Source organism: Ancylobacter sp. IITR112 (assembly GCF_041415945.1).
Classification (GTDB): domain Bacteria; phylum Pseudomonadota; class Alphaproteobacteria; order Rhizobiales; family Xanthobacteraceae; genus Ancylobacter.
The window spans coordinates 2,292,388-2,318,887 of sequence record NZ_JBGCUS010000001.1 but is presented as its reverse complement, the minus strand read 5'-3'; the positions used below and the strand labels follow the sequence as shown (position 1 = coordinate 2,318,887).

28 protein-coding genes and 1 tRNA gene are annotated in these 26,500 nt (G+C 68.3%); 11 read left to right on the top strand and 18 right to left on the bottom strand.

What is annotated here, in order from left to right; all coding sequences use genetic code 11:
• Positions 1–70 precede the first annotated feature (70 nt).
• Positions 71–298 (top strand): helix-turn-helix transcriptional regulator, encoded by a 228-nt coding sequence (locus AAC979_RS11040; protein ID WP_371346871.1) that lies wholly within the window; start codon positions 71–73, stop codon positions 296–298.
• A 6-nt stretch (positions 299–304) separates the two neighbouring features.
• Here the strand turns inward: AAC979_RS11040 and AAC979_RS11035 are convergent, their stop codons facing one another.
• The 9 genes from AAC979_RS11035 to AAC979_RS10995 form a co-directional block, all read right to left on the bottom strand.
• Positions 305–2,377 carry an ATP-dependent helicase gene (locus tag AAC979_RS11035; RefSeq protein WP_371346870.1) on the bottom strand — a complete coding sequence of 691 codons (2,073 nt, stop codon included), beginning with the start codon at positions 2,375–2,377 and terminating at the stop codon, positions 305–307.
• A 136-nt stretch (positions 2,378–2,513) separates the two neighbouring features.
• The gene (locus tag AAC979_RS11030) at positions 2,514–2,864 is read right to left on the bottom strand and encodes a hypothetical protein (protein ID WP_371346869.1); all 351 of its coding nucleotides are present in this window, start codon (positions 2,862–2,864) and stop codon (positions 2,514–2,516) included.
• Positions 2,865–3,081: 217 nt separating this feature from the next.
• On the bottom strand, positions 3,082–3,381 hold the full coding sequence (locus AAC979_RS11025) for an HdeA/HdeB family chaperone (RefSeq protein ID WP_371346868.1): 300 nt from the start codon (positions 3,379–3,381) through the stop codon (positions 3,082–3,084).
• 98 nt (positions 3,382–3,479) lie between these two features.
• The gene (locus AAC979_RS11020; RefSeq protein WP_371346867.1) at positions 3,480–3,785 is read right to left on the bottom strand and encodes an alkylphosphonate utilization protein; all 306 of its coding nucleotides are present in this window, start codon (positions 3,783–3,785) and stop codon (positions 3,480–3,482) included.
• A gap of 94 nt (positions 3,786–3,879) precedes the next feature.
• A complete protein-coding gene (gene ilvD, locus AAC979_RS11015; protein ID WP_371346866.1) occupies positions 3,880–5,712 on the bottom strand; it encodes a dihydroxy-acid dehydratase in 1,833 nt (610 codons plus the stop codon).
• A gap of 87 nt (positions 5,713–5,799) precedes the next feature.
• A complete protein-coding gene (locus tag AAC979_RS11010; RefSeq protein WP_371346865.1) occupies positions 5,800–6,102 on the bottom strand; it encodes a hypothetical protein in 303 nt (100 codons plus the stop codon).
• 145 nt (positions 6,103–6,247) lie between these two features.
• A complete protein-coding gene (locus AAC979_RS11005) occupies positions 6,248–7,405 on the bottom strand; it encodes an MFS transporter (protein ID WP_371346864.1) in 1,158 nt (385 codons plus the stop codon).
• Complete coding sequence (locus AAC979_RS11000) at positions 7,402–8,652, bottom strand: protease (protein ID WP_371346863.1); 1,251 nt, start codon at positions 8,650–8,652, stop codon at positions 7,402–7,404. The genes AAC979_RS11005 and AAC979_RS11000 overlap by 4 nt, the downstream gene beginning before the upstream one ends.
• Positions 8,653–8,932: 280 nt before the next feature.
• Positions 8,933–9,008: transfer RNA gene (locus AAC979_RS10995), tRNA-Ile, on the bottom strand.
• Positions 9,009–9,391: 383 nt separating this feature from the next.
• Here AAC979_RS10995 and AAC979_RS10990 point away from each other — a divergent pair.
• Positions 9,392–10,129, top strand: coding sequence for an SIMPL domain-containing protein (locus AAC979_RS10990; RefSeq protein ID WP_371346862.1), 738 nt, complete (start codon positions 9,392–9,394; stop codon positions 10,127–10,129).
• On the opposite strand, the gene AAC979_RS10985 is transcribed toward AAC979_RS10990, so the two are convergent.
• On the bottom strand, positions 10,108–11,079 hold the full coding sequence (locus AAC979_RS10985) for a diacylglycerol kinase family protein (protein WP_371346861.1): 972 nt from the start codon (positions 11,077–11,079) through the stop codon (positions 10,108–10,110). The genes AAC979_RS10990 and AAC979_RS10985 overlap by 22 nt on opposite strands.
• 164 nt (positions 11,080–11,243) lie before the next feature.
• A complete protein-coding gene (locus tag AAC979_RS10980; RefSeq protein ID WP_371346860.1) occupies positions 11,244–12,515 on the bottom strand; it encodes a hypothetical protein in 1,272 nt (423 codons plus the stop codon).
• A gap of 343 nt (positions 12,516–12,858) precedes the next feature.
• Here AAC979_RS10980 and AAC979_RS10975 point away from each other — a divergent pair, with 343 nt between their 5' ends.
• Positions 12,859–13,224, top strand: a complete 366-nt coding sequence (locus AAC979_RS10975) for a DMT family protein (RefSeq protein ID WP_371346859.1) — start codon at positions 12,859–12,861, stop codon at positions 13,222–13,224.
• Positions 13,225–13,227: 3 nt separating this feature from the next.
• On the opposite strand, the gene AAC979_RS10970 is transcribed toward AAC979_RS10975, so the two are convergent.
• The 3 genes from AAC979_RS10970 to AAC979_RS10960 form a co-directional block, all read right to left on the bottom strand.
• The gene (locus tag AAC979_RS10970; protein ID WP_371346858.1) at positions 13,228–14,394 is read right to left on the bottom strand and encodes a PQQ-dependent sugar dehydrogenase; all 1,167 of its coding nucleotides are present in this window, start codon (positions 14,392–14,394) and stop codon (positions 13,228–13,230) included.
• Between the two features lie 138 nt (positions 14,395–14,532).
• Positions 14,533–14,874, bottom strand: a complete 342-nt coding sequence (locus tag AAC979_RS10965; RefSeq protein ID WP_371346857.1) for a hypothetical protein — start codon at positions 14,872–14,874, stop codon at positions 14,533–14,535.
• A 129-nt stretch (positions 14,875–15,003) separates the two neighbouring features.
• Positions 15,004–15,645, bottom strand: coding sequence for a glutathione S-transferase family protein (locus AAC979_RS10960; RefSeq protein WP_371346856.1), 642 nt, complete (start codon positions 15,643–15,645; stop codon positions 15,004–15,006).
• Positions 15,646–15,788: 143 nt separating this feature from the next.
• Here AAC979_RS10960 and AAC979_RS10955 point away from each other — a divergent pair, with 143 nt between their 5' ends.
• From AAC979_RS10955 to AAC979_RS10940, 4 genes are all read left to right on the top strand, one after another.
• On the top strand, positions 15,789–16,991 hold the full coding sequence (locus tag AAC979_RS10955; RefSeq protein WP_371346855.1) for a pyridoxal phosphate-dependent aminotransferase: 1,203 nt from the start codon (positions 15,789–15,791) through the stop codon (positions 16,989–16,991).
• A 108-nt stretch (positions 16,992–17,099) separates the two neighbouring features.
• A complete protein-coding gene (locus AAC979_RS10950; RefSeq protein WP_371346854.1) occupies positions 17,100–17,591 on the top strand; it encodes a DUF992 domain-containing protein in 492 nt (163 codons plus the stop codon).
• A gap of 171 nt (positions 17,592–17,762) precedes the next feature.
• A complete protein-coding gene (gene msrP / locus AAC979_RS10945; protein WP_371346853.1) occupies positions 17,763–18,761 on the top strand; it encodes a protein-methionine-sulfoxide reductase catalytic subunit MsrP in 999 nt (332 codons plus the stop codon).
• A 341-nt stretch (positions 18,762–19,102) separates the two neighbouring features.
• Complete coding sequence (locus tag AAC979_RS10940) at positions 19,103–19,612, top strand: DUF2380 domain-containing protein (RefSeq protein WP_371346852.1); 510 nt, start codon at positions 19,103–19,105, stop codon at positions 19,610–19,612.
• Between the two features lie 19 nt (positions 19,613–19,631).
• Here the strand turns inward: AAC979_RS10940 and AAC979_RS10935 are convergent, their stop codons facing one another.
• A complete protein-coding gene (locus AAC979_RS10935; protein ID WP_371349041.1) occupies positions 19,632–20,531 on the bottom strand; it encodes a LysR family transcriptional regulator in 900 nt (299 codons plus the stop codon).
• Between the two features lie 47 nt (positions 20,532–20,578).
• The gene (trxB, locus tag AAC979_RS10930) at positions 20,579–21,559 is read right to left on the bottom strand and encodes a thioredoxin-disulfide reductase (RefSeq protein ID WP_371346851.1); all 981 of its coding nucleotides are present in this window, start codon (positions 21,557–21,559) and stop codon (positions 20,579–20,581) included.
• Between the two features lie 250 nt (positions 21,560–21,809).
• On the opposite strand from trxB, the gene AAC979_RS10925 reads away from it, so the two are divergent.
• From AAC979_RS10925 to AAC979_RS10910, 4 genes are read left to right on the top strand one after another with little or no spacing between them, the layout of a single operon-like run.
• On the top strand, positions 21,810–22,286 hold the full coding sequence (locus AAC979_RS10925) for an Lrp/AsnC family transcriptional regulator (RefSeq protein WP_371346850.1): 477 nt from the start codon (positions 21,810–21,812) through the stop codon (positions 22,284–22,286).
• Positions 22,283–23,179 (top strand): glycosyltransferase family 8 protein, encoded by an 897-nt coding sequence (locus AAC979_RS10920; protein ID WP_371346849.1) that lies wholly within the window; start codon positions 22,283–22,285, stop codon positions 23,177–23,179. Before AAC979_RS10925 ends, AAC979_RS10920 begins: the two co-directional genes overlap by 4 nt.
• 2 nt (positions 23,180–23,181) lie before the next feature.
• On the top strand, positions 23,182–23,820 hold the full coding sequence (locus AAC979_RS10915) for a methyltransferase domain-containing protein (protein ID WP_371346848.1): 639 nt from the start codon (positions 23,182–23,184) through the stop codon (positions 23,818–23,820).
• On the top strand, positions 23,817–24,875 hold the full coding sequence (locus AAC979_RS10910) for an ELM1/GtrOC1 family putative glycosyltransferase (protein WP_371346847.1): 1,059 nt from the start codon (positions 23,817–23,819) through the stop codon (positions 24,873–24,875). The genes AAC979_RS10915 and AAC979_RS10910 overlap by 4 nt, the downstream gene beginning before the upstream one ends.
• On the opposite strand, the gene AAC979_RS10905 is transcribed toward AAC979_RS10910, so the two are convergent.
• Both AAC979_RS10905 and greA read right to left on the bottom strand, forming a co-directional pair.
• Positions 24,848–25,924 carry a glycosyltransferase family 4 protein gene (locus tag AAC979_RS10905; RefSeq protein WP_371346846.1) on the bottom strand — a complete coding sequence of 359 codons (1,077 nt, stop codon included), beginning with the start codon at positions 25,922–25,924 and terminating at the stop codon, positions 24,848–24,850. The genes AAC979_RS10910 and AAC979_RS10905 overlap by 28 nt on opposite strands.
• Positions 25,925–25,942: 18 nt before the next feature.
• The gene (gene greA / locus AAC979_RS10900; RefSeq protein ID WP_371346845.1) at positions 25,943–26,416 is read right to left on the bottom strand and encodes a transcription elongation factor GreA; all 474 of its coding nucleotides are present in this window, start codon (positions 26,414–26,416) and stop codon (positions 25,943–25,945) included.
• Positions 26,417–26,500 lie beyond the last annotated feature (84 nt).

Sequence of the window (26,500 nt, the reverse complement as noted above, 5' to 3'; positions counted from 1 at the left end):
TAATCCTCGGAGTCTTGCGATATCTCGCCCATTATGGTTGATTTGAGCGTCGTGACGCAAGGCAGAAGCGATGGAATTGGCGCCCGAACAATGCCGCGCCGCACGCGGGCTTCTCGACTGGACGCAGGAACATCTGGCCGAGCGCGCCGGAGTCTCGCGCAGCACGGTGCGCGATTTCGAACGCCACCGCCATGTGCTGCAGCGGGCGACCGAAACGCTGCTGATCACCACGCTGGAACAAGCCGGAGTGATGCTGCTGCCGCCCGGCGAGCACGGGCCCGGCGTGCGGATACGCTGAACGTCGCTATTTCCACATTGCCCGCATCCGCGCGCCGATATCAATGGGCGCGCGCGGCTCGGCCCTCGCGCCCGCCGCCTCGGCGGTGGGCGGAGGCCAGCTTGCCAGTGCGAAGCGGCCGAGAATGGTGGGCGGTATGAAGCGGGTGCGCGCGGCATAGACGTGGCGGTCGCCGAGCGCGGACTGGCCATGGGTGAAGAAGCGTTGCGGCAGCATCAGGTGCAGGCTGTCCTTCGCCCGGGTCATCGCGACATAGAGCAGGCGCCGCTCCTCCTCGATCTCCTCGCGCGTGCCGGTGCCGAGATCGCTCGGGATGCAGCCATCCACCGCATTGAGCACGAACACCGATTTCCACTCCTGCCCCTTGGCGGAATGGATGGTGGAGAGGATGAGATAATCCTCGTCGCGGTGCGGTGGCCCGGCCTCGGCGCTGGTGGCGTCCGGCGGGTCGAGCGTGAGTTCGGTGAGGAAGCGGGCGCGGGACGGGTAGCTCGCCGCGATCTGCGCGAGTTGCACGAGATCGGCCTGCCGGCTGCCGGCATCCTCGTGCAGGCGCTCCAGCAGCGGCTCGTACCAGGCGCGCACAAGATCCAGTTCACCCGGCCAGCCGGCGCTGTTCGCCTTCAGCTCGCGCGCCATGGCGAGGAAGGCGGGCCATTCCTGCTCCGCGCGGGCGGGTGGCGTCACCGCCTCCAGCGCCGGCAGCAGCGCGCCGGCGGCGTCGACCGCGTCAAGAATGCGGCCGGCGGTGGCCGGGCCGAGGCCGGAGAGCAGCCGCAGCACGCGAAAGCCGGCGACGCGGTCGCGCGGATTCTCGACGAAGCGCAGCACGCCGAGCACGTCCTTCACATGGGCGGAATCGAGGAATTTCAGCCCGCCGAACTTGACGAAGGGAATGTTGCGGCGGGTCAGTTCCACTTCCAGCGGCCCGCTGTGATGGGCGGCGCGGAACAGCACGGCCTGTTGCTTCAACGCCATGCCGTCCTCGCGGTTTTCCAGCACGCGGGTGGCGATGAAATTGGCCTGCTCGATCTCGTCGCGCACGCTCACCAGCACCGGCCGTTCGCCGCTGGCGCGGTCCGACCAGAGGTTCTTGGCGTAGCGCTCGCTGGCGAAGTCGATCACCGCATTGGCGGCGGCGAGGATGGGCTGGGTGGAGCGGTAGTTCTGCTCCAGCATCACCGTCTCGGCGCGCGGGCTGAAATGGCCGGGAAAATCGAGAATGTTGCGCACCGTCGCGGCGCGGAAGGAATAGATCGACTGGGCGTCGTCGCCGACCACGGTGAGCCCGCGCCCATCCGGCTTGAGCCCGAGCAGGATGGTGGACTGCAGCCGGTTGGTGTCCTGATATTCGTCGACCAGCACATGGTCGAACCGGCTGGCGACGCCGGCGGCGAGCGCCGGCTCGCCCATCATCTGCGCCCAGTAGAGCAGCAGATCGTCGTAATCGAGCACGTTCTGCCGCTGCTTGGCCGCGACATAGGCGGCGAAGATCGTCTTGAGCTCGCCATTCCAGCCGGCGCACCAGGGGAAAGCGCGGCCGATCACCTCTTCCAGCGGCATCTCGGCATTCACCGCCCGTGAATAGATGGCGAGCAGCGTGCCCTTGGTGGGGAAGCGCTTCTCGGTGCGGGAGAAACCGAGTTCGTGACGGATGAGATTGATGAGGTCGGCGCTGTCCTCGCGGTCATGGATGGTGAAGGCGGGATCAAGGCCGATATCCAGCGCGTGCTCGCGCAGCAGACGGGCGCCGATGCCGTGGAAGGTGCCGGCCCAGGTCAGCCCCTCGGTCAGCACCCGCGCCTCCGGGCCCAGCACCTTGGCGGCGATGCGCTCCACCCGGCGCGCCATCTCCGCCGCCGCCCGGCGGGAAAAGGTGAGCAGCAGGATGCGGCGCGGGTCGGCGCGGTTGACGATGAGATGGGCGACGCGGTGGGCGAGGGTGTCGGTCTTGCCGGAGCCGGCGCCGGCGATCACGAGGAGCGGCCCGCCAAGGGTGGCGCCGGGCGCCGCAATCCCATGCTCGACCGCCTGCCGCTGCTGCGGATTGAGCGTGTCGAGATAGGCGGCTGGCAGCATGGAACGGCGAATCCCTCAAGGCATGTGCGCTGCCCAGAGAGCACGTTTCGCGTTTTGTTCGCAACTCGCCGCCGCCCGGCGCAGGAAAAAGCCGCCCCCGGGGAGAGGGCGGCCCTTTCAGTTGTCGCGAGGCGCGTCAGCAGGGGGTCTGGGTGCTCGAACAGTCGCGGTTGGCCTTGGTGTCGCCCTTCTGGTCCTTCATGCCGGGATTGTCCGTGCTGCTGGAACCCATGGTGCCGGTGGTGGTGTTGCGGCCCTCGGATTCCATGCCCGCGCCCGCCGCCGGGTTCATGCCATCGGTCGTGCGGCTATCGGTCGTGCCGGAGCCGGTGGCGCTGCCGCCGGTGTTGCCGCCGCTGGTGCCGCTATCGGACGCGCCGGCGCTCGACGACGAGCCGCCGGTGCCGCTGGACTGGGCGAAAGCGGGGCCGCTCAGGGCGAGCATGGCGGCGAGAACGGCAGCGGAAGCTGTCTTGGCGTTGATCATCGGCTGTATCCTCCTGTTGAGTGAAGGAATAATCCGTGTGATCGCGCAGAGTTCCGTGATGTTTTATTTCACGCTGCCCTCTCGGACGAACCTGACGGCGAATATTCGACCATCAGCGTGAGGGGAATGTCTTATTCTACCGTTCGGCCTGAACCTGTTACCGAGCGGGTCGCGCCAGCGCGACCCGCTCACGCAGGCGTGATAGTCTGGCGGCGGCTCACTGGCCGAACAGTTCGTCCGCGGCGGTGATGAGGCCGATGGTCGGATTGGCGGCGCAATACTCGCCAAGCTTGCCGGCATTCTCGATGAACTTGTCGGTGTCAATCACCGGCGGGGCATCGACATCCTTGTAATAGGCGTCGAGCCAGGCCAGCGTCAGCATGATCTCGGTCTTGTCGCTTTCCAGGAACTGCCCGCAGGTGGTGGTGGACAGGTCGATCTTTTCCGCCAGGGCGGCATGGGGCAGGCACGAGAGGACGGGGCCGGCGACGACGAGAGCCAGAAGGAGCTTTTTCATGGGAGAACCTGCGGAGGATGGGGCGCGCTGACGCTACCATGCCACCGCGCACGGCGCCACGCCGTCGCGCGCCGTGCGATCCTGCGCCGTGCCCTCGGTCAGCCGCGCTTGCGGACGAATTCGGTGCGCAGCACCAGCCCCTTGATCGCCTCATGCCGACAGTCGATCTCTTCCGGATTGTCGGTGAGGCGGATGGTCTTGATGACCGTGCCCTGCTTCAGCGTCTGCCCGGCGCCCTTCACTTTCAGATCCTTGATCAGGACGACCGAGTCGCCGTCCGCCAGCACATTGCCGGAGGCGTCGCGCACTTCGAGGGCCGCGGCGGCGGCGGCCTTCACTTCCGAGGCCGGGCGCCACTCGCCGGTGGCTTCGTCATAGACATAGGAATCGTCGTCATCGGCCATGTCGGCCTCCCTGATGGGGTCGGGTGGAAGCAAAAAGGCGGAGCCTGCGGCCCCGCCTCGCGTTGATGTGCCGGCAAATATCTTGCCGTCGGTCTCAGGGAACCTGCCGCACCGCGCCCTTGGCGGCGCTGGTGGCGAGCGCGGCATAGGCACGCAAGGCGGTGGTGACATTGCGCTTGCGCGGCGCCGCCGGCACCCAGCCCTTGGCCTGCTGCTCCTCGCGGCGGGCGGCAAGCTCGGAATCGTCCACGGCGAGGTGGATGCGCCGGTTGGGGATGTCGATCTCGATCACGTCGCCTTCGCGCACCAGCCCGACCGTGCCGCCTTCCGCCGCTTCCGGCGAGACATGGCCGATCGACAGACCCGAGGAGCCGCCGGAGAAGCGGCCATCGGTGACGAGCGCGCAGGCCTTGCCGAGGCCCTTCGATTTCAGATAGCTGGTGGGGTAGAGCATTTCCTGCATGCCCGGCCCGCCGCGCGGCCCCTCATAGCGGATCAGCACGATCTGCCCCGGCTTCACCCGGTTGCCGAGAATGGCCGAGACGGCGTCGTCCTGGCTCTCGAACACGGTGGCGGTGCCGGTGAATTTGAGGATGCTCTCGTCCACGCCCGCCGTCTTCACGATGCAGCCATCCTCGGCGAGGTTGCCGAACAGCACGGCGAGGCCACCGTCCTTCGAATAGGCGTGAGCGGCGTCGCGGATGACGCCGGCTTCGCGGTCGAGGTCGAGATCGTCCCAGCGGCGGGACTGGCTGAACGCCACCTGCGTCGGCACCCCGCCCGGCGCGGCGCGGTAGAAGCTCTGAACCTGCTCGCTCTTGGTACGCACCACATCCCAGCGCTCCAGCGCGTCGCCCAGCGTGGGGGCGTGGACGGTGGGCAGGTCGGTGTGCAGCAGGCCGGCGCGGTCGAGTTCGCCGAGAATGGCCATGATGCCGCCGGCGCGGTGCACGTCTTCCATATGGATGTTGGCGACGGCCGGGGCGACCTTGCACAGCACCGGTACGCGGCGCGACAGCCGGTCGATATCGGCCATGGTGAAGGGCACCTCGCCCTCATGCGCGGCGGCGAGCAGGTGCAGCACCGTGTTGGTGGAGCCGCCCATGGAGATGTCGAGCGTCATGGCGTTCTCGAACGCCTTGAACGAGGCGACCGCGCGCGGCAGCACGCTGGCGTCGTCCTGCTCGTAATAGCGGCGGGCGAGATCGACGACGAGATGGCCAGCCTCGACGAACAGCCGCTCGCGGTCGGCATGGGTGGCGAGCACCGAGCCATTGCCCGGCAGCGCTAGGCCCAGCGCCTCGGTGAGGCAGTTCATGGAATTGGCGGTGAACATGCCCGAGCAGGAGCCGCAGGTCGGGCAGGCCGAGCGCTCCATCACCGTCACGTCCTCGTCGCTCACCCGGTCGTCGGCGGCGGCGACCATGGCGTCGATGAGGTCTACCTTCTTCTCGCCGGTGGAGAGCAGCACCTTGCCCGCCTCCATCGGCCCGCCGGAGACGAAGACCGCGGGGATGTTGAGGCGCAGCGCCGCCATCAGCATACCGGGCGTGATCTTGTCGCAATTGGAAATGCAGACCATGGCGTCGGCGCAATGGGCGTTGACCATGTACTCGACGCTGTCGGCGATGATCTCACGCGAGGGCAGCGAATAGAGCATGCCGTCATGGCCCATGGCGATGCCGTCATCCACCGCGATGGTGTTGAACTCCTTGGCGACGCCGCCGGCCTTCTCGATCTCGCGGGCGACAAGCTGGCCGAGATCCTTGAGGTGGACATGGCCGGGCACGAACTGGGTGAAGGAGTTCACCACGGCGATGATCGGCTTGCCGAAATCGCCATCCTTCATGCCGGTGGCGCGCCAGAGGCCGCGGGCTCCGGCCATGTTGCGGCCATGGGTGGACGTGCGCGAGCGATAGGCGGGCATGGAATTCCTCCAAACTCTTTGCCGCGCTTATGCCCCCCGTCCGCCTGTCGCGCAACCGTCTAGCGGCCATGGGCCGCCCGACGCGGCTCAGCGCCAGCGGAAACGGCGCTCCCGGCATTCCTGCCCGACCAGGCATTGCGGGTTGTCGCGCGTGGCGATCCAGGCCGGCTTGGAGCGCTGGGTCGAGCAATAGCCGGCATCGGTGACGTAGCGGTCGAACAGGTTCGGCCCGGTGCCGATCACCACCGCGCCCTCGCGCGCGACCAGCGCCTGCGCCTGGGCGCAGCTCATATTGAGCGAGTTCGGCATCGCCTGCGCGGCGGCGGGGAGGGTGAACAGAACGGCGCCGATGGCAGATGCCAGCAGCAGCGTGGGGGAAGCAGCGTTCATGATCCGGCCTCATCGGTGCGGGCGCCGAAGGGGTGGCGCATCGCCCGGGAGATGACGTTACGCCACCGGCAATCAAGGGGCGGCGCCGGCCACAAGGGCGTGAGCGCAGGCCGGTGATGGCGTCGGCGCTGGCAGCCGGGCGGCGTCAACTGCCGCCCCGGCCCTTCAGCATCACGAACAGGGTGAACGCCCCGCAGATGGCGGCGGTGAAGAAGGCGAGGCCGTGCAGGGTGGCGTTCATCGCAAAGCCGGCCAGCAGCGGACCGAGCAGGGCGCCCAAGCCCCACATCAGCCCCATGGCGGCGTAGATGCCGACCAGTTCCGCCCCCTTGAAGCGGCTTCCCACCAGGGTGAGCATGATGGTGTAGATGCCGACAAAGGCGCCGCCCCACAGGAACAGCAGCGTATAGGTGGCGATCTCGTTCTGCAGCGCGAACGGCCAGGCCAGCGCGCCGAGCATCGAGGCGGCGGCGAGCGCGATCACCAGCTTCACCCGGTCCAGCTTGTCGCCGAGCCAGCCAATGGGCAATTGCAGCAGGATGGCGCCGATCATCATGCAGGACATCAGTCGCGTGGCGCCGCTCTCCTCCCAGCCGAGATTGACGGCATAGATGGCGAGGAAGGACAGGCCGGCGGTCTCGATCGCCGCGTTCAGCATCACCGCCGAAATGGCGACCGGCGCCAGCCGGATGAAGCGCAACGGGCTGCCGGTGGCGGGTTCGTCGAACACCGGCGCCTGCACCCGGGGCGAGGCGATGAAGCCGGCGGCCACCAGCGAAATGCCGGCGCCCACGAGATAGGGCAGGGCGCCGCCCGAGCCGACCACGGAGAGGATCAGCGGCCCCAGCGCGAAGCCGACCGACAGCGCGGCGGTATAGGCCGCCATGGCGCGGGCGCGGGTCGATTCCGTGCTCAGGCTGTTGGTCCAGGTTTCCGACAGCACGAACAGGATCTCGGACGCCATGCCGAGCAGGAGGCGCAGCGGAAACCACAGCCAGATCAGCGGGATCGCCGGGAAAGCGCTCAGCACCAGCGCCGCCACCACCAGCGCGATGATGACCAGCCGGCGAATGCCGAAAAACGCGACGATGCGCGGCAGGATCATCGCCGTGACCAGCACGCCGACCGCATGCATCGCCGCATTGGCGCCGACGACGGACTCGCTGAGGCCGCGCGCGGTGAGATCGAGCGCGATCAGCGCCGCGCTCAGGCTGTAGGTGAGCCCGAACATCATCGCCGTCATGATGACGGCGCCGCGCGAGAGCAGGCTGGCGGGCGGTTGCGTCGAAGCCGATGTGGTCATGCCGATGGCACCTCGTTGCCGTCCCGCGCGCCGCGCCGTCCCCGCTTGAGAAAGCCGAGCAGACGGGTGCTCCAGGCGATGTCGCCCTGTTCGACGATGCGCGAGAGCGTGCGGGCATAGTCGAGCACCAGGCCCGGCGTCCAGGTCGCCGAATGCGCGCGCGAACGGATCATCGCGGCCACCCAGATGTCGGGATTGGTCAGCAGGCCGAGGAGACGCAGCCAGGGGAAACGGCTCGCCAGCGTGCCTTCCAGCGCCGCGTCGAGCGCCTGCGCCACCACCACGGAGCAGTTGCGGTTGGTGAGGTTGTACGTGTCGTCCTGCTTGTAGCCGGCCCAGAACACCCGCAGGCGGCGCGGGCTGTAGCGGCGGAACGCGACATTCTGGTCTGCCGGGCACCACCAGTCCGATTCATAGGCATAAGAGGGCTGGAAGCGGCCTTTCAGGTCGTTCTCGCCGCCGGCGCGCAGCGAGGCGATGAAATCGCTGCTGGAGCGCTCCACCTCCAGGGCGGGGTAGTGGCTGATGTAAAGGTCGGGCGGCATTTCCAGCGCGGCATGGCCGGTGGAGATCACGCCATGGCCGTCCACTGCCGCGATATAGCGGTCGACCAGCAGGCGGCGCTCGGCGGCATAGGCCGAGCCGACCGGCGTCCACACATGCACAATCATCGGCTGGTCCGGCGCCGGCTCGTCGCCGGTGTCGATCATGACCGGCGCGTTGTCGTACCAGCCGCGCCCACCGAAAATCGGCAAGGCGAGAATGGCCGCCTCGCTTTCCAGCGTGCGGAACATGAAGCCGAGGCGCAGCAGCAGCCAGCCCGACAGGGCGAGCAGCAGGGCGATGCAGAAGGGAATGTTGCGGTTGTGCGGCAGCGGCCATTCGGTGACGATGAGCGCGGCGATCACCAGTTCGACCGCGCCGATCGCCGCCATGGTCCGCCAGCCGGAGAAGCGCACCACCACCCCGGTGGCGATGCGCCCCAGCCCGTCGAGCATGAAGGCGAGGCCGAACAGCAGGGCGAGCACCCATTCGGCCGACTCGGGCGGCTGGATGATCAGCAGCCCGAGCAGCAGCAGGGCGGCGGCCTTGAGGAACAGCAGGGCGCGCATCGTTCCCTCCGCCCGGCCCATGAAGACGAGCAGGGCGCCCAGCCCGTTGATCACGAACACGGTGCCAAGCGCCTCGCGGGTGACGATGGTGACCCCGTCCGAGGCGTCGATGGCCAGCAGAGTGGCAAGTGTCACGAAGACACCACCCAGAGAAGCAATCACGTACCAGCGGGCACGGAACGAGGGTGCGCCGATGAGAAGAAAGCACAGCTTAAGCATTGATAAGGTTTTCGCCCCACGCGGAGGGCGGCACACTGCCATTTCGCCACCGCTATTGGAAGCGGTCGCGTGTCGGTCGCCAACAGCTACGACGAAGGCGGGCCCCAGCATGTGCGGACACTCGCCAAAGCCCGGCGAGGGGCGGATTGCCTTGCGGTATCTTCGTAGCGGGTGGCGCACGCGGCATCGGCGGATTTGGTGGGCCCGGCAGGACTCGAACCTGCAACCAGACCGTTATGAGCGGTCGGCTCTAACCATTGAGCTACAGGCCCGGCCGGCGGCATGGCGGTGCGGCGGGCGCGCGAAACTAGCAAAGGCCGGCGCCCGCGCCAACCGGATTGCCTGCGTCGTCCACCCCGGCATGCGGGCGGGGGCACGAGACGGGGGCACGAGACGGGGGCACGGGACGGCGGCGGCGTGACGGAGGGCCGGCTGCCCGCCCGCTCTCTCCCCGCCCGATCCGCTCGATCCGCCCGGCCGGGTCGAGGGAGGGCCGGCGGCATGCGGGAGCACCGCCGCGAGGGGAGGGATCGGCGCCGCCGCCGCAATGCCGCCGCCTTCGCGCGGTGCTCTGGCCTGCCGCATCGTCACCGCGCCGGCCGCGCCGCCCCCCCTTTGCCGGCCGGTTTCAAGCAAGTGCAAGGAAGTGAAAGACATGAAGTTCATCCGCGCCACCGCCTGCGCCGCCCTTCTCGGCACGGCCGCGCTTTTCGCCAGCCTGTCGCCGCTCGCCGCGCAGGATCTCGCGCCCAATGCCCGGCGGGCGACGCTCGCGGTGTCCGGCGAAGGCACGGCCAGCGCCGTGCCGGACCGGGCGACGCTGACCTCCGGCGTGGTGAGCGAGGGCAAGACCGCGCGCGAGGCGCTCGACGCCAATTCCGCCGCCGTGGCCACGATGATCGCGGCGATCAAGGCCGCCGGTGTCGAGGGGCGCGATGTCTCCACCTCCGGCTTTTCCGTGCAGCCGCAATACGCGCCGCAGAAGAAGGACGGCGATCCGCTGCGCATCGCCTCCTATCAGGTGACCAATTCCGTCACCGTGCGGCTGCGCGATCTCGGCAAGCTCGGCGACCTGCTCGATCAGCTCGTCACCAATGGCGCCAACCAGATCGGCGGCATCGCCTTCGACCTCGCCGAACCCGGCAAGCTGGAAGATGCCGCCCGCGCGGAGGCGGTGAAGGACGCCCGCCATCAGGCCGAGATCATCGCCGGTGCCGCCGGGGTGCGGCTGGTGCGGGTGGTGTCGATCAACAGCGATGCCGCGCCCCAGCCCATGCCGCGCATGATGATGATGGCCGCCCGGGCGGAGAAGATGGATTCGGTGCCGGTGGAAGCCGGCGAGACGCAGGTGCGCGCCGGCGTCACCGTGGTCTATGAGATCGAGCCGCTCTGAGCCGCCTCTTCGCGCGTCGGGGCTGCGCCAGCGGCCTCGACCACCGGCTCGGTGCCGTCGGCGGGCGGGGGGACCAGCACCCTCAGCCCGCGCGGCGCGATTTTATAGTTGAGCGGCATCTCCTCGCGGCCGAGTTCGCCATCGGTTGACACCCAGACGCGGGCGCGGTTGGCGCGGCGCAGCACGATGTCCCGGCCGGTCAGGCTGATGATGCCGGGATTGTCGCGCCAATTGTCGGTGACCATGTCCGCCCCGGCTCGCAACAGCGCGAGACCGCCGCGATCTTCCGCGACATGGAGTTCCAGCACGCCCTCGTCCAGCCGGCTGCGGCGCCAGCCCGGGCCGGTGAAGCGGTTGACCGAGACCAGCGCGGCGAATGCCTGAAAATGGTGGTCGGTGCCGTCGACGGTCACGTCGAGATCGAAGCGGCCGCTGCGGCGCAGCGCGTAGATGGCGGCGATGGCGACGGCGAGGAAGCGCCAGAGCTTCCAGCGCCGGGCGGTTTCGCGTGCCCGCGCCATCTGGCTGAAGAAGCCCATGCCGGAAATGGTGTGGAAGCGGCGCCCGTTCAGCGTTGCCACGTCGATCTCTCCGACGCTCGCTTCACTGAGCGCGCCGATCGCGGCGTCGAGATCGCGCGGCATGCCGAGATCGGTGGCGAGCAGGTTGAGCGTGCCGAGGGGCAGGATGCCGAGCGCCTTGCCGGACCCCTCCAGGCTCTGCACCGCCAGGCTGACGCTGCCATCGCCGCCGCCGACGATGACCGTCTCGTGCTCGCCGGTGCCGGAGGCGCGGATGGCCTTAACCAGTTCCTTGCCGCGCAGCAGGCGCACCTCGACGCTTCGTTCGCCGCCGTCGAGCGCTTCGGCGATGCGCCGGCGCACCTCCTCGGCGTCGCGGTCCAGCAGCGTGCCGGCATTTGCGTTCAAAAGGACAAGCAACTGGACCATGGGGGAGAAAACCGGATTCGGGAAGCCACTGATACTCCCCTGCAATCGCGGCGGTGCAAAGACGTTCCGTAACGTCGGGCGGCATGTTGCGACAGGCGTGGGCCCCGACGCGAAAAAGCCGCCCCGGCGCCGGGCCGGAGCGGCCTGTTCAAAACGCCCGCGCCTCAGCCGCCGACAAGGTCGCGGCACAGCGCCACGAGGCCGGCATCATAGGCGCGCGGTTCGGACAGCACGCCGGAGCAACGGGTCTTCTTCGCCGCCATGTCGGAGCCGTTGAGGCTGCCACCCGGCGTGGCCGAGGGACCACCGGCCGACGGCCCGCCGGGCGTGCCCGGACCGCCCGGACCCCCGGGCCCCCCCGGACCGCCCGGTCCTCCGGGGCCGCCACCGCCGCCGATGCCGATATCGACGCCGACCGCCGCCGTGTTCTCGCCGCCGACATCCACATCGGCATTGGCGCGCAGGCCGCGCGGGCCGCCCAGCGTGGTGCGGCTTTCCACATCCACCGCCTGCACGCCGCCAATGGTCGCGCTATTGGCGCTGGTGAGGCCGCGCGGACCGAGCGCGTTGATACCGACATTGGCATCGGCGAGGCTGCGCGAAGCCGGGCGACGGTCGCCCAGCGTGGCGTCCGCGGTGGCATTGACGCCGCGCGGACCGAGCGCGCCGATCCGCGCATCGACACCCAGCGGGCGCTGGCGCGACGTGCCCACCGCGACATCGGCATTGACGCCGCGCCGGCCGAGCAGATTCGCGTTCACATCCGCAATGTTGCCGCTGGTGCTGCGGCGGATGCCGAGCGGGCGCTGGCCGCGCTTGAGCAGTTCGATCTGCAGGCCGACCACATTGGCCGCGACCGGCGCGCGTCCGGTGGCGGAGGTGGTGGCGTCGCCCCGGCGGGGCCGCTCGCCCATAGCGCCGACCCCGCCGAGTGTGGAGCCGAGACCGCCTCCCAGCGTGCCGCCAACGGCACTGCCGAGCCCGCTCGTCGCGCCGGAAACGCCCGCGCCGATACCCGACACGGCACCACCGAGCCCGCTGGCCGCGCCGCCAACGGCGCCGCCCAGCCCGGTGCCGCCACTGCTGGCGCTGGCCGCGTCACCCGCCCGGCTCACACCGCCGCCAACACCGGACAGCGCGCCGCCGGCCGCGCGGCCGACGCCGGAAACCGCGCCGCCGACAGAGCGGCCAAGGCCGGAGGCGGCCCGGCCAACCGAGCCGCCAAGGCCGCCGCTGCCGCCGCTGCGGCTGCTGGCGCTCTTGCTGCCGCCATCGCTTCGGCTGCCGGCCGAGGCGCCGCTTTCGCCGCCTCGCTTGCCGCCGCCCAGTCCACCCAGCCGTGCATCGGCTGGTGCCGTCGCCATCACCAGGCACGCGGCGAGGAAGCCGGTGCTGACGAGGGCCAAACGGCCTTTTCGTGTCTCGCTTCGCTGCATGACGCTCTCCCTGTTTCAGACAGTGGCGTCATGGCGATGTGCCCGGCGCCGACAGAAAAAGGCGGCGCTTCGTGCAAAGGTTGCAGGCGCCGCCTCGCCGGTGCTGCTGGCATTCCGGATTCCAGAACGGAACCAATCCGTTGCGGTAATGGTGGGCCGTCCGGAGGTTGCGGCGTAGGGGGCGACGTCCGGCTGCTAACGAAACTGTGATCGCGACCTGCCGGGCGTGGCCGGCTAAAAGCTGGTGTCAGCGACCTGTCGCGCACGGCAGAACTGCGCGCCGCGCCATTGACGGCGGCGGGCGGGCGGTGATGCTCGGCGCAGTCGCAACCGGAATCCCCCCATGCCCGCCCTGTCGTCGCTCCTGCCGCCCGCGCTGACGCCGGTCGTGCTGCTGTTCGCCTCGAACATCTTCATGACCTTCGCCTGGTACGGCCACCTCAAGCACAAATCCTCGCCGCTGCTCATCGCGATCCTGGCGAGCTGGGGCATCGCCTTTTTCGAGTACTGCCTGGCCGTGCCGGCCAACCGCTACGGCTCCGCCGTCTATTCCACGGTGGAACTCAAGACCATGCAGGAGGTGATCACCCTGGTGGTGTTCGCCGGCTTCTCGGTGCTTTGGCTGAAGGAGCCGTTCCACTGGAACCATCTGATCGGCTTCGCGCTGATCGCGCTCGGCGCATTCTTCATCTTCCAGAAATGGTCGTGAGCCTCACTCGGCCGGCGCGACACGCAGCAGCCGGCCGTTGGAGGGATCGTCGGTGAGCAGCCACAGCGCGCCGTCCGGTCCCTGGCGCACATCGCGGATGCGGGCATTAAGGTCGGTCAGCAGCACCTCCTCCTCGACCACGCTTGTGCGCGACGGGTCCAGCCGCAGACGCACCAGCCGCGTGCCGGAAAGCCCGCCGGCGAACAGGTCGCCCTTCCAGTCCGGCATCAGCGTGCCGGTGTAGAAGGCGAGGCCGGAGGGCGCGAAGGACGGATCCCAATACTTCACCGGCTGTTCCATGCCGGCCTTCCGCGTGCCTTCGCCGATCGCCGCGCCGGAATAGTCGCGGCCATAGGAGATGACCGGCCAGCCATAATTTTTGCCGGCTTCGGGTTGGTTCAGCTCATCACCGCCGCGCGCGCCGTGCTCGATGGTCCAGAGCTTGCCGGTGGCCGGATCGAGCGCCGCGCCCTGCACATTGCGGTGGCCATAGCTCCAGATTTCCGGCCGGGCGCTGTTCTTCTGGCGGAACGGGTTGTCGGCCGGCGCTTCGCCTTCCGGCGTGATGCGGACGATCTTGCCGATGTGGTTGGTCAGGTTCTGCGCCTGCTCGCGCTGGGAATAGCGGTCGCCCAGCGTGACGAACAGCGTGCCGTCGCGGGCGAAGACGAGGCGGGAGCCATAATGGTTGCTGCCGCCGGCGGCGGGCGACTGGCGGAAGATGACCTGGAGATTCTCCAGCTTGGCATCGCCATTGACCTCCACCAGCCGGCCGCGTGCCACCGAGGTGCCGGAAGCCCCTTCGCGCGGCTCGGCATAGGAGAGATAGACCAGCCGGCTGGTCTCGAAATCCGGGGCCAGCGCCACATCCAGCAGCCCGCCCTGGCCGCGCGCGAACACCGGCGGCACGCCGGCGACGGGGGCGGAAACGGTGCCGCTGCGGCTGACGAGGCGCAGCGTGCCGGGGCGCTCGGTCACAAGCATGCGGCCATCGGGCAGGAAGGCGAGGCCCCAGGGGCTGCGCAGGCCGGCGGCGACAGTCTCGACGCTCAGCCGCCCGATCGAGGAGGGCACCTCCACCGGCTCGCCTTCCGTCTGTGCGAGGCTGGCGGTGGTGGCGAGAATCAGCGCCGCGAGCGGGGCGAGAAGGCGGGAGAGGGGATGCGGCACGGCGCGCTCCGGGGTTCGGTTGCGAGCCGTATGGTTAGAGCACCGCGCCGGGCAGGCCAATCGCCGCGCATGCACGATGCCGTTAGGACAAGGTGGCGGAAGGCGTGCGCCTTCGGGCACGCCCTATCAGCGGCGCGTTCAGCCCCGGGGGCGGCGCGATTGCGCACCCGCTTCGGCGGACTGAAGCGTGCTGCGCAGCATGAAGGTGGTGAGGCCGGAGAGGCCGACAAAGGCCACGAGCAGGAACGCGCCGATGGCGATCCGGCCATCGGAGGCCGGGCCGTGCACCACGTCGAAAGCGGAGGCCCGCTGCAGGCCGAACAGGCAGAGCACGGCGACGATGGCAACGGTCAGCGACAGCACGACGCCCGCTTCCAGCGCGGCGCGGCGCAGCCGCCGGCCGGCGGTGTAGCGCGCGGTCGCCACCGTGCCATCCTGCGGCAGGGCGGCGGGGAACTGGTTCGACATCGGAACGGTCATGGCGAACTCCCTTCTGTCCATCCGGGCGGGTGCCCTTGGCTGACGGTAAGTTGGGAGGGGAAGGCGGCTGGCCGGGGACGCCACTTTGCGCGACCCGGTGCCATTTCTAGGCCATTTCAGGGCAAGTGGTTAAGCGCTGTTAACGTTCTGCAACAAAGGCGCCGGGCGCCAGTCCATCGCCACATGGCCGGGCTGCGATTCCACCCGCTTCAGCCAATTGCGCACCTGGGGAAACGTGCCGAGGTCGAAATCGCCCTCATGGGCGAGGTGGGTATGGGCGTAAAGGGCGATATCGGCGACGCTCAGCGTGCCGTCGATGAAGAAGGGCCGGCGCGCGAGGTGGCGCTCCATCACGCCGAGCGCGGCGTAGCCTTCCTCCATCCAGCGGTCGATGTCGTGGGTGCGCAGGTCACGCCCGCCGCGCACCAGCTTCAGCCAGAAGCGGGCATGGCCGATGGAGGAATCGACGCTGTGCTGTTCGAAAAACATCCAGCGCAGCGCCTCCGCCCGGCCGAGCGGGTCGTTGGGCAGCAGTCCCGTGCCGTCGGCGAGATAGAACAGGATGGCGTTCGATTCCGGCAGATAGCGCCCGCCCGGCAGTTCCAGCAGCGGCACCCGCCCTTCCGGGTTCTTCATCAGGAAATCCGGCGTGCGGTTCTCGCCGCGCAGCAGATCGACATCCACCAGTTCGAAGGGCAGGCCGAGCCGGGCCAGCAGCAGCCGCACCTTGTAGGAATTGCCGGAGCTTTGCATGGCATGGAGCTTGAGCATGCAGGTAATCCCGGCAGCATGGGCTGGAGAGGCGCCGCGTCAGGAAAACGCAGCGCAGGTGCCGCCCGCAGGTAGGGAATCGCTTGCCGGGGCGCAAGGGCTCGACTAGTTGTCGCGCGCAAAACCCTCAAGGGAGACCGGCCATGAGCCTGATATCCGCCGCCCTGAAGCGCATCAATCCCTCCCAGACCATCGCCATTTCCAACAAGGCGCGGGAGCTGAAAGCGGCCGGACGTGACGTGATCGCGCTCGCGGCCGGCGAGCCCGATTTCGAGACGCCCGACAACATCAAGGAAGCCGCGATCAAGGCGATCCGCGACGGCCAGACCCGCTACACCGCGGTGGACGGCATTCCCGAGCTGAAGGCGGCCATTGTCGCCAAGTTCAAGCGCGAGAACGGCCTCACCTACAAGCCGAGCCAGGTCACCGTCGGCACCGGCGGCAAGCAGGTGCTGTTCAACGCGCTGGTCGCCACCGTCGACGCGGGTGACGAGGTGATCATCCCGGCGCCGTACTGGGTCAGCTACCCCGACATCGTCCAGTTCTGCGGCGGCACGCCGGTGCCGGTCGAGACCAAGCTCGAAGACAATTTCAAGCTGAAGCCCGAGGCGCTGGAAGCGGCGATCACGCCGAAGACCAAGTGGCTGATCTTCAACTCGCCGTCCAACCCGACCGGCTCGGCCTATTCGCGCGAGGAGATGAAGGCGCTCACCGATGTGCTGGTGAAGCATCCGCATGTCTGGATTCTGACCGACGACATGTATGAGCACCTCGTCTATGACGATTTCGAATTCGTCACCCCGGCGCAGGTGGAGCCCGCGCTCTACGACCGCACGCTGACCATGAACGGCGTCTCCAAGGCCTATTGCATGACCGGCTGGCGCATCGGCTACGCCGCCGGGCCGGAGGCGCTGATCAAGGCCATCGGCACGCTGCAGTCGCAGTCGACCTCGAACCCGAACTCCATCGCCCAGTGGGCGGCGGTCGAGGCGCTGAACGGGCCGCAGGACTTCATCGCCGCCAACAACAAGGTGTTCAAGGAACGCCGCGACCTCGTGGTGTCCATGCTCAACCAGGCGGCGGGCCTCACCTGCCCGAAGCCGGAAGGCGCGTTCTACGTCTACCCCTCCTGCGCCGGGCTGATCGGCAAGTCGACGCCGGCGGGTAAGGTCATCGACACCGACGAGGCCTTCGCCTCTGAACTGCTGGAGGCCGAGGGCGTGGCGGTGGTGCATGGCTCGGCCTTCGGCCTCGGCCCGGCCTTCCGCATCTCCTACGCCACCTCGACCAAGGATCTGGAAGAGGCGTGCCTGCGCATCCAGCGCTTCTGCGGCTCGCTCCGCTGAGGTAGAAGGGTATTGACCGGCCGGGCGACGCGCCCCGGCCGGCAAGCGCCATAGGGCGGGGGCGCCGGTTCCCGAGAGCCGGCTGCGCGTCATTCTCAGGAGACCTGAATGTTCCGTACTGTTCTCTCGCGCGGGCTGCTCGCCACCGCGCTTGTCGCCGGTGCCGCCACCCTCGTCGCCGCGCCGGCTTCGGCGCAGACCAAGCGGGTCGAGGTCGGCTCGCTCGCCTGCGCCGGCTCCAAGTCGGTGAGCTTCATCATCGGCTCCAAGCGCACGCTCGACTGCACCTTCACCACCGCGCGCGGCAAGAAATTCGCCTATGAGGGCTCGATCCGCCGCTGGGGCGTCGATCTCGGCATCACCGGCCGCAACATCCTGCTGTGGACCGTCCTCGCCCCGTCCAAGGGCGTGCGCTCGTCCGATCTCGACGGCACCTATGTCGGCGTCTCCGGCAGCGTGGCGCTCGGCGTCGGCGTGGCCGGCAACGTGCTGGTCGGCGGTTCCAACAAGACCATCGCCCTGCAGCCGCTCAGCGTCGAAGGCCAGACCGGCGTGAACGTCGCGCTCGGCGTGGGCGATCTGCACCTCGTCTCCAAGTGAACCGCACGGTCTCCAAGTGAGCCGCACGGCGCTGCGGCGCCGTCGAGAGACAGACAAGCCCGGCGGCACCCCGCCGGGCTTTTTTCATATCCGCACGAGAAGTTGACGCGACAGGTGAAATAAAGGGCGGGCTTCCGGCGTACTCTCCGCAGCATCCAAGAGGAGCCTGCCATGCACATACGCCGTCGCCGGTCCTGGGAACTGCCGGAGAGCGCCGTTACCCCTGAAGCCACCTATCTCTCCCGCCGCCATCTGCTCGGCGCCGGGGTGGGGCTTCTGGGCGTCGCCGGTCTGTCCGCCGCGCTGGCGCCATTCGCCGACGCCGCCCCGGCCCCGGGCGATCCCGCCAACGACCCTACGCGCGACCTTTACCCCGCGAAGAAGAACCCGGCCTTCACCGCTGGCGACCGGCCGATCACGCCGGAGGAGATTTCCGGCAATTACAATAATTTCTACGAGTTCGGCTCGGAGCGCTCGGCCTACCAGATCGCCGATGTGGCGGCGCGCATGCCGCGCCGGCCGTGGACGGTGAAGATCGACGGGATGGTGGAGCAGCCGCGCGAGGTCGGCATTGACGATCTCATCCGCGCCATGGCGCTGGAAGAGCGCATCTACCGCCACCGCTGCGTCGAGGCGTGGTCGATGACCGTGCCGTGGACGGGCTTCCCGGTGAAGGACCTCGTGGCCTATGCCAAGCCGCTCTCCGGCGCCAAATATGTGCGCTTCGAGACCTTCATGAACCCGGAAGTGGCGCTCGGGCAGCGGCGCTTCATCTATCCCTGGCCCTATATCGACGGGCTGACCATGGCCGAGGCCAATAATGACCTCGCCTTCCTTGTCACCGGCATCTACGGCAAGCCGGCACCGAACCAGTATGGCGCCCCGCTGCGGCTCGCTTTGCCGTGGAAGTACGGCTTCAAATCGGTGAAGTCGATCGTGCGCATCTCCTTCGTGGCGGAGCGGCCAGTCGGGCTGTGGGAGCAGGTGCAGGGCCGGGAATATGGCTTCTGGGCCAATGTGAACCCGCAAGTGCCGCATCCGCGCTGGAGCCAGGCCTCCGAGCGCGACATCGGCACCGGCGAGCGGCGGCCGACGCTGCTCTACAACGGCTATGCCGAGCAGGTCGCGGGTCTCTACAAGGGAATGTCGGGCGAGAAGCTGTTCATGTGAGGCGCGGAGGCGCGCCACCGTCCGAAAGAAAAATGGCCGGGTCCCAAAAGGGCCCGGCCAAAGTTTTCGCTGCAAAGCAGCGAACCTTCCAGAGGGGAACAGCCGAAACGCGAGGCGCCTCGGCGTCTGTCTCCATATGCTCACATCACGGGCATTCTGCAATAATGTATGCCTGCATAGAAGGCATGCGGAATTGCATGGGCGGTTTCGTACGTTTGTCATTGCCCGCGAATTGGGCGATTGCCTTACCTCCACGAGTCGGCCGGTATCGTGGAGAATGCAGGAATTGCGAGGCTTTGCGGCGCCCGGCGCCGCGGGGCCGCCCTGCTGGGAGACGCGCCATGACCGCCCGTTTTCGCCTCACACCGTGCCGGCTGCTCCTGCTCATGGGTGCGGCAGCGGGCCTTTCCACCCCCGCCCGCGCCGAGCCGGCGCCTTTGGCGATCGCCGATATCGGCTTTACCGATTCCTCCGGCGAGCCGGCCGACCAGCGTGCCGCGCATGAGCGGCGGCGTCTGGCGCTGACCGCGGATCTGCGCGGCGATCTCGGCCGCGCCGGCTGGGTCCGCAGCCTGCCGCTCATCTGCGACGGACCGTGCCGGCTCGATGCCCAGGGCGTCGAGGAACTGCGCCGGCGGGCGCGGGGGGAGGGCGCCAGCTTCCTGCTGGTGGGCAGCGTGCACAAGATGAGCACGCTGGTGCTGTCAATGCGGGTGGCGGTGCTCGATGCCGCGACGGGCAAGCTGGTGCTGGAGCGGCTGCTCAGCTTTCGCGGCGACAATGACGAGGGCTGGCGCCATGCCGGCGACTATGTCGCCCGCGAGGTGGCGCAGGCCCTGCCGCTGCCCTGACGGGGGCGTGGCGCGGCCTTCAGAAGCTCCAGCGCTGCGCCTTGGCGACGAGGAAGTCGCGGAACACCTGGATGCGGGCCACGGAACGCATTTCCTGCGGGTAGACGAAATAGGCTTCCAGCGTCGGCGTGGTGCGCTCGGGGAAGAGCTGCACCAGCGTGGCGGAATCCTCCAGCAGATAGTCCGGCACGATGCCGATGCCGACGCCGCGCTCGACGGCGCGCTTGAGGCCGAGCACGTTGTTGACGGAGAGCGAGGGCACGCGGCTTTCCTGGTCGTCCTCCAGCCCCGCCCGCTCCAGCCAGTTCAGGCCCTGGAAATAGGAGGGAATGGGCCCGCCGAGCAGGATGATGCGGTGCTTGTCCTTGTCGAGTTCATCCAGCGTGCGCGGATGCCCGTTGCGCTTGAGATATTCCGCCGAGGCGAAGGCATGGAAATGCACGGTGAACAGCTTGCGCTGGATCAGGTCCGGCTGCACCGGCTGGCGCAGGCGGATGGCGACATCCGCCTCGCGCATGGCGAGGTCGAGCTCGTCATCGGTGAGGATGAGGGTGATGCGGATATCGGGATAGAGTTCGAGGAACTCGCCGATCCGCGCCGTCAGCCAATGGGTGCCGAGGCCCATTGTGGTGGTGACGCGCAGCTCGCCATTCGGCTTCTCGCGCGAATCCGTGAGCTTGGCCCGCGCCGCTTCCAGCTTCATGAACACTTCATGCGCGGTGCGGTACAGCAGGTCGCCCTGCTCGGTCAGGATCAGCCCGCGCGCATGGCGGTGGAACAGCGGGATGTTGAGTTCCTGCTCCAGCGCCGAGACCTGCCGGCTCACCGCCGACTGTGACAGGCCGAGCGCTTCACCTGCATGGGTGAAGGAGCCGGCTTCCGCCGCGACGTGGAACACTTTCAGCTTGTCCCAGTCCATGTCACGGGCGCGATTGGCCTTGTTGTCCATCCGGCGGAGGCCCTCGTTCATTCGGCGGCGTGAGCGAGCGGCTCGCGGGCGGCGAGGAAGCGCTCGGCTTCCAGCGCCGCCATGCAGCCCATGCCGGCGGCGGTCACCGCCTGGCGGAAGATATCGTCGGCGACATCGCCGGCGGCGAACACGCCTTCCACCGAGGTCTGGGTGGAATGCGGCGCGGTCCAGACATAGCCGCTCGGCTTCAGGGTGAGCTGGCCCTGCACGAGATCAGTTGCCGGGGCATGGCCGATGGCGATGAACACACCATCGGCCGGCCGCTCGGACAGCGCGCCGCTGACCGTGTCCTTGAGCACCACGCCGGTGACGCGGGGCGGCTCGTGCTCGCCCTTCACCTCATGCAGCGCGGCGTTCCACACCACTTCCACCTTGGGATGGGCGAAGAGCCGCTCCTGCAGGATCTTCTCGGCGCGGAAGCTGTCGCGCCGGTGCACCACCGTGACCTTGGAGGCGAAATTGGTCAGGAACAGCGCTTCCTCGACTGCGGTATTGCCGCCGCCGATCACCATCACTTCCTTGCCGCGATAGAAAAAGCCGTCGCAGGTGGCGCAGGCGGAAACGCCGTGGCCGCGATAGGCCTGCTCGGAATCGAGGTCGAGCCAGCGCGCCTGGGCGCCGGTGGCGAGGATGACGGTCTCGGCGATCCACACCGCGCCGGAATCGGTCTCGGCACGGAACGGACGGGAGGACAGGTCAAGCCGCGTCACCAGATCATTGACGATGCGCGTGCCCATCTTCTCGGCCTGCGCCTGCATCTGCTCCATCAGCCACGGCCCCTGGATCGGGTCGGCGAAGCCGGGATAGTTCTCGACATCGGTGGTGATGGTGAGTTGGCCACCGGGCTGGATGCCCTGGATCAGCACCGGTTCGAGCATGGCGCGGGCCGCGTAGACGGCAGCGGTATAGCCTGCCGGGCCCGATCCGATGATCAGGACCTTGACGTGGGTGGCCGGGCGGGCGGAAAGGGCCGACATGGCAGGCTCACTCGGGTTGCGGCGACGGGGAGGCGGGCCGGCGTGACGGGAAAACGCGGCCGCGCATGAGCCCGGTGCAAGGGCCGCAGCGTCAGCCATGCGAAAATGTAGGAGCTGACCTTGGCAACCGCAAGGCAGGGGCCTCCTATCCATTAGTTTTCCAGAAGGAAGATTGCGCGGGGCCCGCGCGCAAGATAATTGCTCTGGCCGGCGCCGCCACTCGCGCGGCCGCCGCAAACGGAGATACCCCTTGGTTCGCCGCATCGACGCGATCGACTGGAACATCCTTCGCGAGCTTCAGGGCGATGGCCGCATCACCAATGTGGAGCTTTCCCAGCGGGTCGGTATTTCCGCCCCGCCCTGCCTGCGGCGCGTGCGCGCGCTGGAGGAGGAGGGCATCATCAAGGGCTACCGCGCGCTGCTCGACGAGAAGAAGCTCGGCTTCGACCTGATGGCGTTCGCCATGGTGCATCTGATCAGCCAGGCCGAGGCCGACCTTTCCGCCTTCGCCGCGCAGGTCGAGCGCTGGCCGCTGGTGCGCTCCTGCTGGATGCTTTCGGGCGAGACCGATTTCATCCTGCTCTGCGTCGCGCCGGACCTTCGCACCTTCCAGAATTTCGTGCTGGAACTCACCGGCGCGCCGAATGTGCGCAATGTGAAGACCGCGCTCACGCTCACGCAGTCAAAGGACGCTGCGGTGGTGCCGATGGAAGGGGACGTTCCTTGATCGTCGCCACCGCTACCGATACCGCCTATGTCGAACTGACCGCCGTGCTGCTGGCCTCGCTCGCCGACAAGGCGGGCCCGGAGGTGAGTGCGGTCTGCGTGTTCTGCGACCGCGTCTCGCCACAGGACAAGCAGCGTCTCGCCGCCTCCTATGGCCGGCCGGATCTGCGCTTCATCGACATTGACGACGACATGGTCCGCCATTTCGCCACCGGGCCGGTGAATAATCATCTCTCGCGCACCGCCTATGCCCGCATCCTCATGCCGCTGACGCTGGCCGAGGCGACGGGGCGGCTGCTCTATCTCGATTGCGACACGCTGGTCGCCGCTTCGCTGGCGCCGCTGGCCACCCTGCCGATGGAGGGTTTCGCGCTGGCGGCGGTGGACGATATCGCTCGGCTGGTGCCGCAGCGTCATATCACCCGCAACCGTGCCATCGGCCTGCCCGACGAGATGCGCTATTTCAACAGCGGCGTGCTGCTGATCGACCTCGACGCCTGGCGGCGGGAGCGCCTTACCGAGCGCACGCTGGATTTCATCGCGTCGCGGCCGAGCCTGCCGATGATGGACCAGGACGCGCTCAACGGCGCGCTGCGCGGGGCGTGGCTGGCGCTGGATGAGAGCTGGAACCTGCACCAGCGGCTGGAAAAGGGCGTCTACAAGGCCGATCCCGCCATCTGGGAAGATGCGAAGATCATCCACTTCATCGGCCAGGTGAAGCCCAATTACACCGACTGCAACCACCCCCGGCGCGACCTGTTCATGGCGTATCGGGCCCACACACCCTTTGCCAACGCGCCGCTGAAGACGAAGCTCGGCCGCAAGGTGGAAAAGCGCGCGCGCAAGCTGCGGCGGTTCTTCGGCAAACTCAAGCGCCGCCTTTTCGGAGCCTAGGGATGGCACACAGCCTCGTCGACGAATATGCCAAGCTCCATGCGCGCCACCGCTACGGCGCCACCGCGCGGCACGCGCTGGCCGACATGCTGCCGCACATTCTGGCGCTGAAACCCGCCTCGCTGATTGATTTCGGCTGCGGGCAGAGCAACCTTGCCTTCCTCATCGCCGCCAAAGCGGGGATCGGCGAGATCCACCGCTACGACCCCGCCATTCCCGCCATATCCACCTTGCCCACCAAGCGGGTGGAACTGGCGGTCAATGTCGATGTGATGGAGCACATACCGGACGAGGAAATCGACGCGGTGCTGGCCTCCATCGCCGCCAGCGCGCGCGACGCGCTGTTCGTCATCGACACCGGCCCGGCCAAGATGCTGCTTTCCGACGGGCGCAACGCGCATGTCTCGCAGCATGGCGCCGACTGGTGGCTGGCGCGGCTGAAGCCGCATTTCCCTGCCATTCGCGAAATGCCGATCCATCGCCGCGCCCGAATCGCCTTCAAGACCTGGGACGGCGAGGTGACGGGGATTGCCGGCCTCATGGTGCGGGCGCGCGAGCGGGTGATCTACCGCACGCAGAAGCTGACGCGCACCGCGCATCGCAAGCTGTTCGGCACCAAGCCGCGCGGGGGCGCCCGGTGAAGCTGCTGGTCCTGCGCGACAAGAAGCCGGGGCATTTCAACCAAGCGGAAGGTGTCGCGCTGGCGATCGGGCGGCTGGCGCCTACCGAGGTGACGCGGCTCGATATCCGCCCCACCTGGTTCGCCCATGACGATGTGCGCAAATTCATCATGCGCCGCTATGGCCGCGATGCCGGCAAATGGCTGCGCTCCATGTATGCCATCACGCCTGAGAGCCTCGACAAGCCCGATGTCATCGTCGGTTCCGGCCGGCCGACCATCGCCGCCGGCATTCTGCTGAGCCGGTTCTTCGGCGGCGTGCCCTTCGTCTATTCCGGCGGCATTGGCGGCTATGACACGCGCGAGGTCAGCCTGATGATCGTCGCCTCGCCGCGCGCCGCCGGCAATCCGCGCTCCGCCTGGGCGCCGATTCCCTCCATCGTCGATCCCGCCGACTATCCCGCCCCGCGACGGCTTTCGACTCTTGCCGGCCTGAAGGGCGCGGAAATCGCGCTGTTGGTTGGCGGCACCGCCTATCGCAAGGAATGGCCGGAGAATGAATGGGACGCGCTGGTCCGCCTCGTGCGGGAGGTGGCGCGCGACCACGGCGTGCGCTGGCGGGTGACCACCTCGCGCCGCACGCCGGACGCGGTGGGCGCGCGCCTCGCGGCACTGGCGGGGGAGGGCGTGCTCGCCGAATTCATCGACTACCGCACCGCCGGGCCGGGCTCGGTGCGGGCGCTGTTCGGCGCCGATGCGGTGGCGGTGACGGAAGATTCGATGAGCATGCTGGTGGAAGGGCTCACGGCGCAGCGGCCGGTGATCGGCCTGCGCTCGGCCAAGGTGCATGACGGCTATGCCAGCGAGGCGATTTCCGCCTGGGCGGCGAAGAGCTGGGCCGCGCCGTCCTTCGCGCCGAGCCTTGCCATACTGCCGCTTGGCACGGTGAATGCGGAGCAGTTCGCCCGCACCCTGGTCGCGCTGGAACCGCCGACGCTGGATGTGCGCGGGGAGATCGCCCGTATCATCGCCCCGGTGCTCCGGCTGGCTCAGAACCGCGACCAGACCTCGTCATAGACGGCATTGATCCGCCGCGCCTCGGTCTCGATCGAGTGGTTCTCCACGACATGGCGGCGGGAAGCCTCGGCCATCGCCGCGCGGTCGGCGTCGTCCCGCTGCACGAAAGCGCTTACCGCGTCGGCCATGGCGGCGACATCGCCCGGCGGAATGATCGCGCCGGTGCGGCCCTCGACCACCAGTTCCTCGAAGGCGCCCACACGTGTGGCGACCACGGGCACGCCGCAGGCCATTGCCTCCAGCGGGGTGACGCCAAAACCCTCCCAGCGCTGAGGGGCGACATAGAGATCGAGCGCGCGGTACCAGTGGGCAATGTCCGAGGTGGCGACCTCGCCGGGAAAGAGGATGCGGTCCGCAAGGCCGGCCTTTTCCACCTTGGCGCGCTGCTCGGCGAAGAAGGCGGTATGCGCGCCCGTCGCCCGCCCCAGCACCACGCCGCCCCAGCCGGGATGGTCGGGCAGAACGCGGATCAGCGCATCGACAAACACGTCGGTGCCCTTCTGCGCGCGGATGCGGCCGAAGCAGCCGATCATGTTGAGGTCGTCGGGCAGGCCCACGTCGCGCCGTGCCGCCGCCTTGTCGGGCGCGGGGGAGAAGCTGCCCATGTCGATGCCGTGGTGGATGACGGTCGAGGGGCGCTGGAGATAGCCGGCGGTCTTGCCCGATGTCGAAATCACCGCATCCATGCGGGAGATGAGGAAGCGGCTCCAGCGTGTGTGCCAGCGCTGCGAGGCGGAGGTGAAGACCAGCGCCAGCTTCATCCGCAGCACATCGCGCAGCACGACGCCGCCGAGCATTTCGACATTGCGGCGGGCGTGCCAGATACGGCAGGGCCGGCGCGCCGGGCGACCCCAGAAATGGCGGAACATGCCGAGGCCGATGCGCGGCACATGCGCCGCGAGGCCCGGACCGAAGGCGGCGATGCCGACCTCGCGTGCCTGATAGGGAAGCACACGCTCCAGGGTGGAGGTGACACCGGAGAGGCGGCGCTTGAAATTCGGTGCCACGACTTCGAGCCGTGCCGGTTCGATCGCCGCCTTCTCCGTCATGTCAGGCCCTGTCCGGGATCAGGCGAAGCGGACGGCGGCGATCTCGTAGGAGCGGGCGCCCTTGGGCGTCACCACTTCCACCGACGTGCCGAGCTTCTTGCCGATCAGCGCACGGGCCATGGGCGAGGAGATGGAGATACGCCCGGCCTTGGCGTCGGCTTCCATGTCGCCGACGATCTGCCACACGCGCTCTTCCTCGGTGTCCTCGTCGATCAGCTTCACGGTGGCGCCGAACATCACGGTGTCGCCGGTGAGCTTGGCCACGTCGATGATCTCGGCGCGCGACAGCTTGTCCTCAAGCTCGGCGATCCGGCCCTCGTTCAGCGCCTGCTGCTCCTTGGCGGCGTGGTACTCCGCATTCTCGGACAGGTCGCCATGGGCGCGCGCTTCCGAGATCGCCTCGATGATGCGGGGACGATCCACCTGCTGGCGCCGCTTGAGTTCCTCTTCCAGTGCGGCATGGCCGCCGGCGGTCATCGGAATCTTATCCATTGGTCTGTTCTCGACCTCCCAAAAGCAAAGGAAGCCCCCGCGGGCGTTTCATCGGGGCCATCTGCCCCAATGAAACGCCCGCGC

Coding starts and splice junctions, on each gene's coding strand:
- AAC979_RS11040 (WP_371346871.1), top strand. CDS start 71: ATGGAATTGGCGCCCGAACAATGCCGCGCCGCACGCGGGCTTCTCGAC.
- AAC979_RS11035 (WP_371346870.1), bottom strand. CDS start 2,377: ATGCTGCCAGCCGCCTATCTCGACACGCTCAATCCGCAGCAGCGGCAG.
- AAC979_RS11030 (WP_371346869.1), bottom strand. CDS start 2,864: ATGATCAACGCCAAGACAGCTTCCGCTGCCGTTCTCGCCGCCATGCTC.
- AAC979_RS11025 (WP_371346868.1), bottom strand. CDS start 3,381: ATGAAAAAGCTCCTTCTGGCTCTCGTCGTCGCCGGCCCCGTCCTCTCG.
- AAC979_RS11020 (WP_371346867.1), bottom strand. CDS start 3,785: ATGGCCGATGACGACGATTCCTATGTCTATGACGAAGCCACCGGCGAG.
- ilvD (WP_371346866.1), bottom strand. CDS start 5,712: ATGCCCGCCTATCGCTCGCGCACGTCCACCCATGGCCGCAACATGGCC.
- AAC979_RS11010 (WP_371346865.1), bottom strand. CDS start 6,102: ATGAACGCTGCTTCCCCCACGCTGCTGCTGGCATCTGCCATCGGCGCC.
- AAC979_RS11005 (WP_371346864.1), bottom strand. CDS start 7,405: ATGACCACATCGGCTTCGACGCAACCGCCCGCCAGCCTGCTCTCGCGC.
- AAC979_RS10990 (WP_371346862.1), top strand. CDS start 9,392: ATGAAGTTCATCCGCGCCACCGCCTGCGCCGCCCTTCTCGGCACGGCC.
- AAC979_RS10985 (WP_371346861.1), bottom strand. CDS start 11,079: ATGGTCCAGTTGCTTGTCCTTTTGAACGCAAATGCCGGCACGCTGCTG.
- AAC979_RS10980 (WP_371346860.1), bottom strand. CDS start 12,515: ATGCAGCGAAGCGAGACACGAAAAGGCCGTTTGGCCCTCGTCAGCACC.
- AAC979_RS10975 (WP_371346859.1), top strand. CDS start 12,859: ATGCCCGCCCTGTCGTCGCTCCTGCCGCCCGCGCTGACGCCGGTCGTG.
- AAC979_RS10965 (WP_371346857.1), bottom strand. CDS start 14,874: ATGACCGTTCCGATGTCGAACCAGTTCCCCGCCGCCCTGCCGCAGGAT.
- AAC979_RS10960 (WP_371346856.1), bottom strand. CDS start 15,645: ATGCTCAAGCTCCATGCCATGCAAAGCTCCGGCAATTCCTACAAGGTG.
- AAC979_RS10955 (WP_371346855.1), top strand. CDS start 15,789: ATGAGCCTGATATCCGCCGCCCTGAAGCGCATCAATCCCTCCCAGACC.
- AAC979_RS10950 (WP_371346854.1), top strand. CDS start 17,100: ATGTTCCGTACTGTTCTCTCGCGCGGGCTGCTCGCCACCGCGCTTGTC.
- msrP (WP_371346853.1), top strand. CDS start 17,763: ATGCACATACGCCGTCGCCGGTCCTGGGAACTGCCGGAGAGCGCCGTT.
- AAC979_RS10940 (WP_371346852.1), top strand. CDS start 19,103: ATGACCGCCCGTTTTCGCCTCACACCGTGCCGGCTGCTCCTGCTCATG.
- AAC979_RS10935 (WP_371349041.1), bottom strand. CDS start 20,531: ATGGACTGGGACAAGCTGAAAGTGTTCCACGTCGCGGCGGAAGCCGGC.
- trxB (WP_371346851.1), bottom strand. CDS start 21,559: ATGTCGGCCCTTTCCGCCCGCCCGGCCACCCACGTCAAGGTCCTGATC.
- AAC979_RS10915 (WP_371346848.1), top strand. CDS start 23,182: ATGGCACACAGCCTCGTCGACGAATATGCCAAGCTCCATGCGCGCCAC.
- AAC979_RS10905 (WP_371346846.1), bottom strand. CDS start 25,924: ATGACGGAGAAGGCGGCGATCGAACCGGCACGGCTCGAAGTCGTGGCA.
- greA (WP_371346845.1), bottom strand. CDS start 26,416: ATGGATAAGATTCCGATGACCGCCGGCGGCCATGCCGCACTGGAAGAG.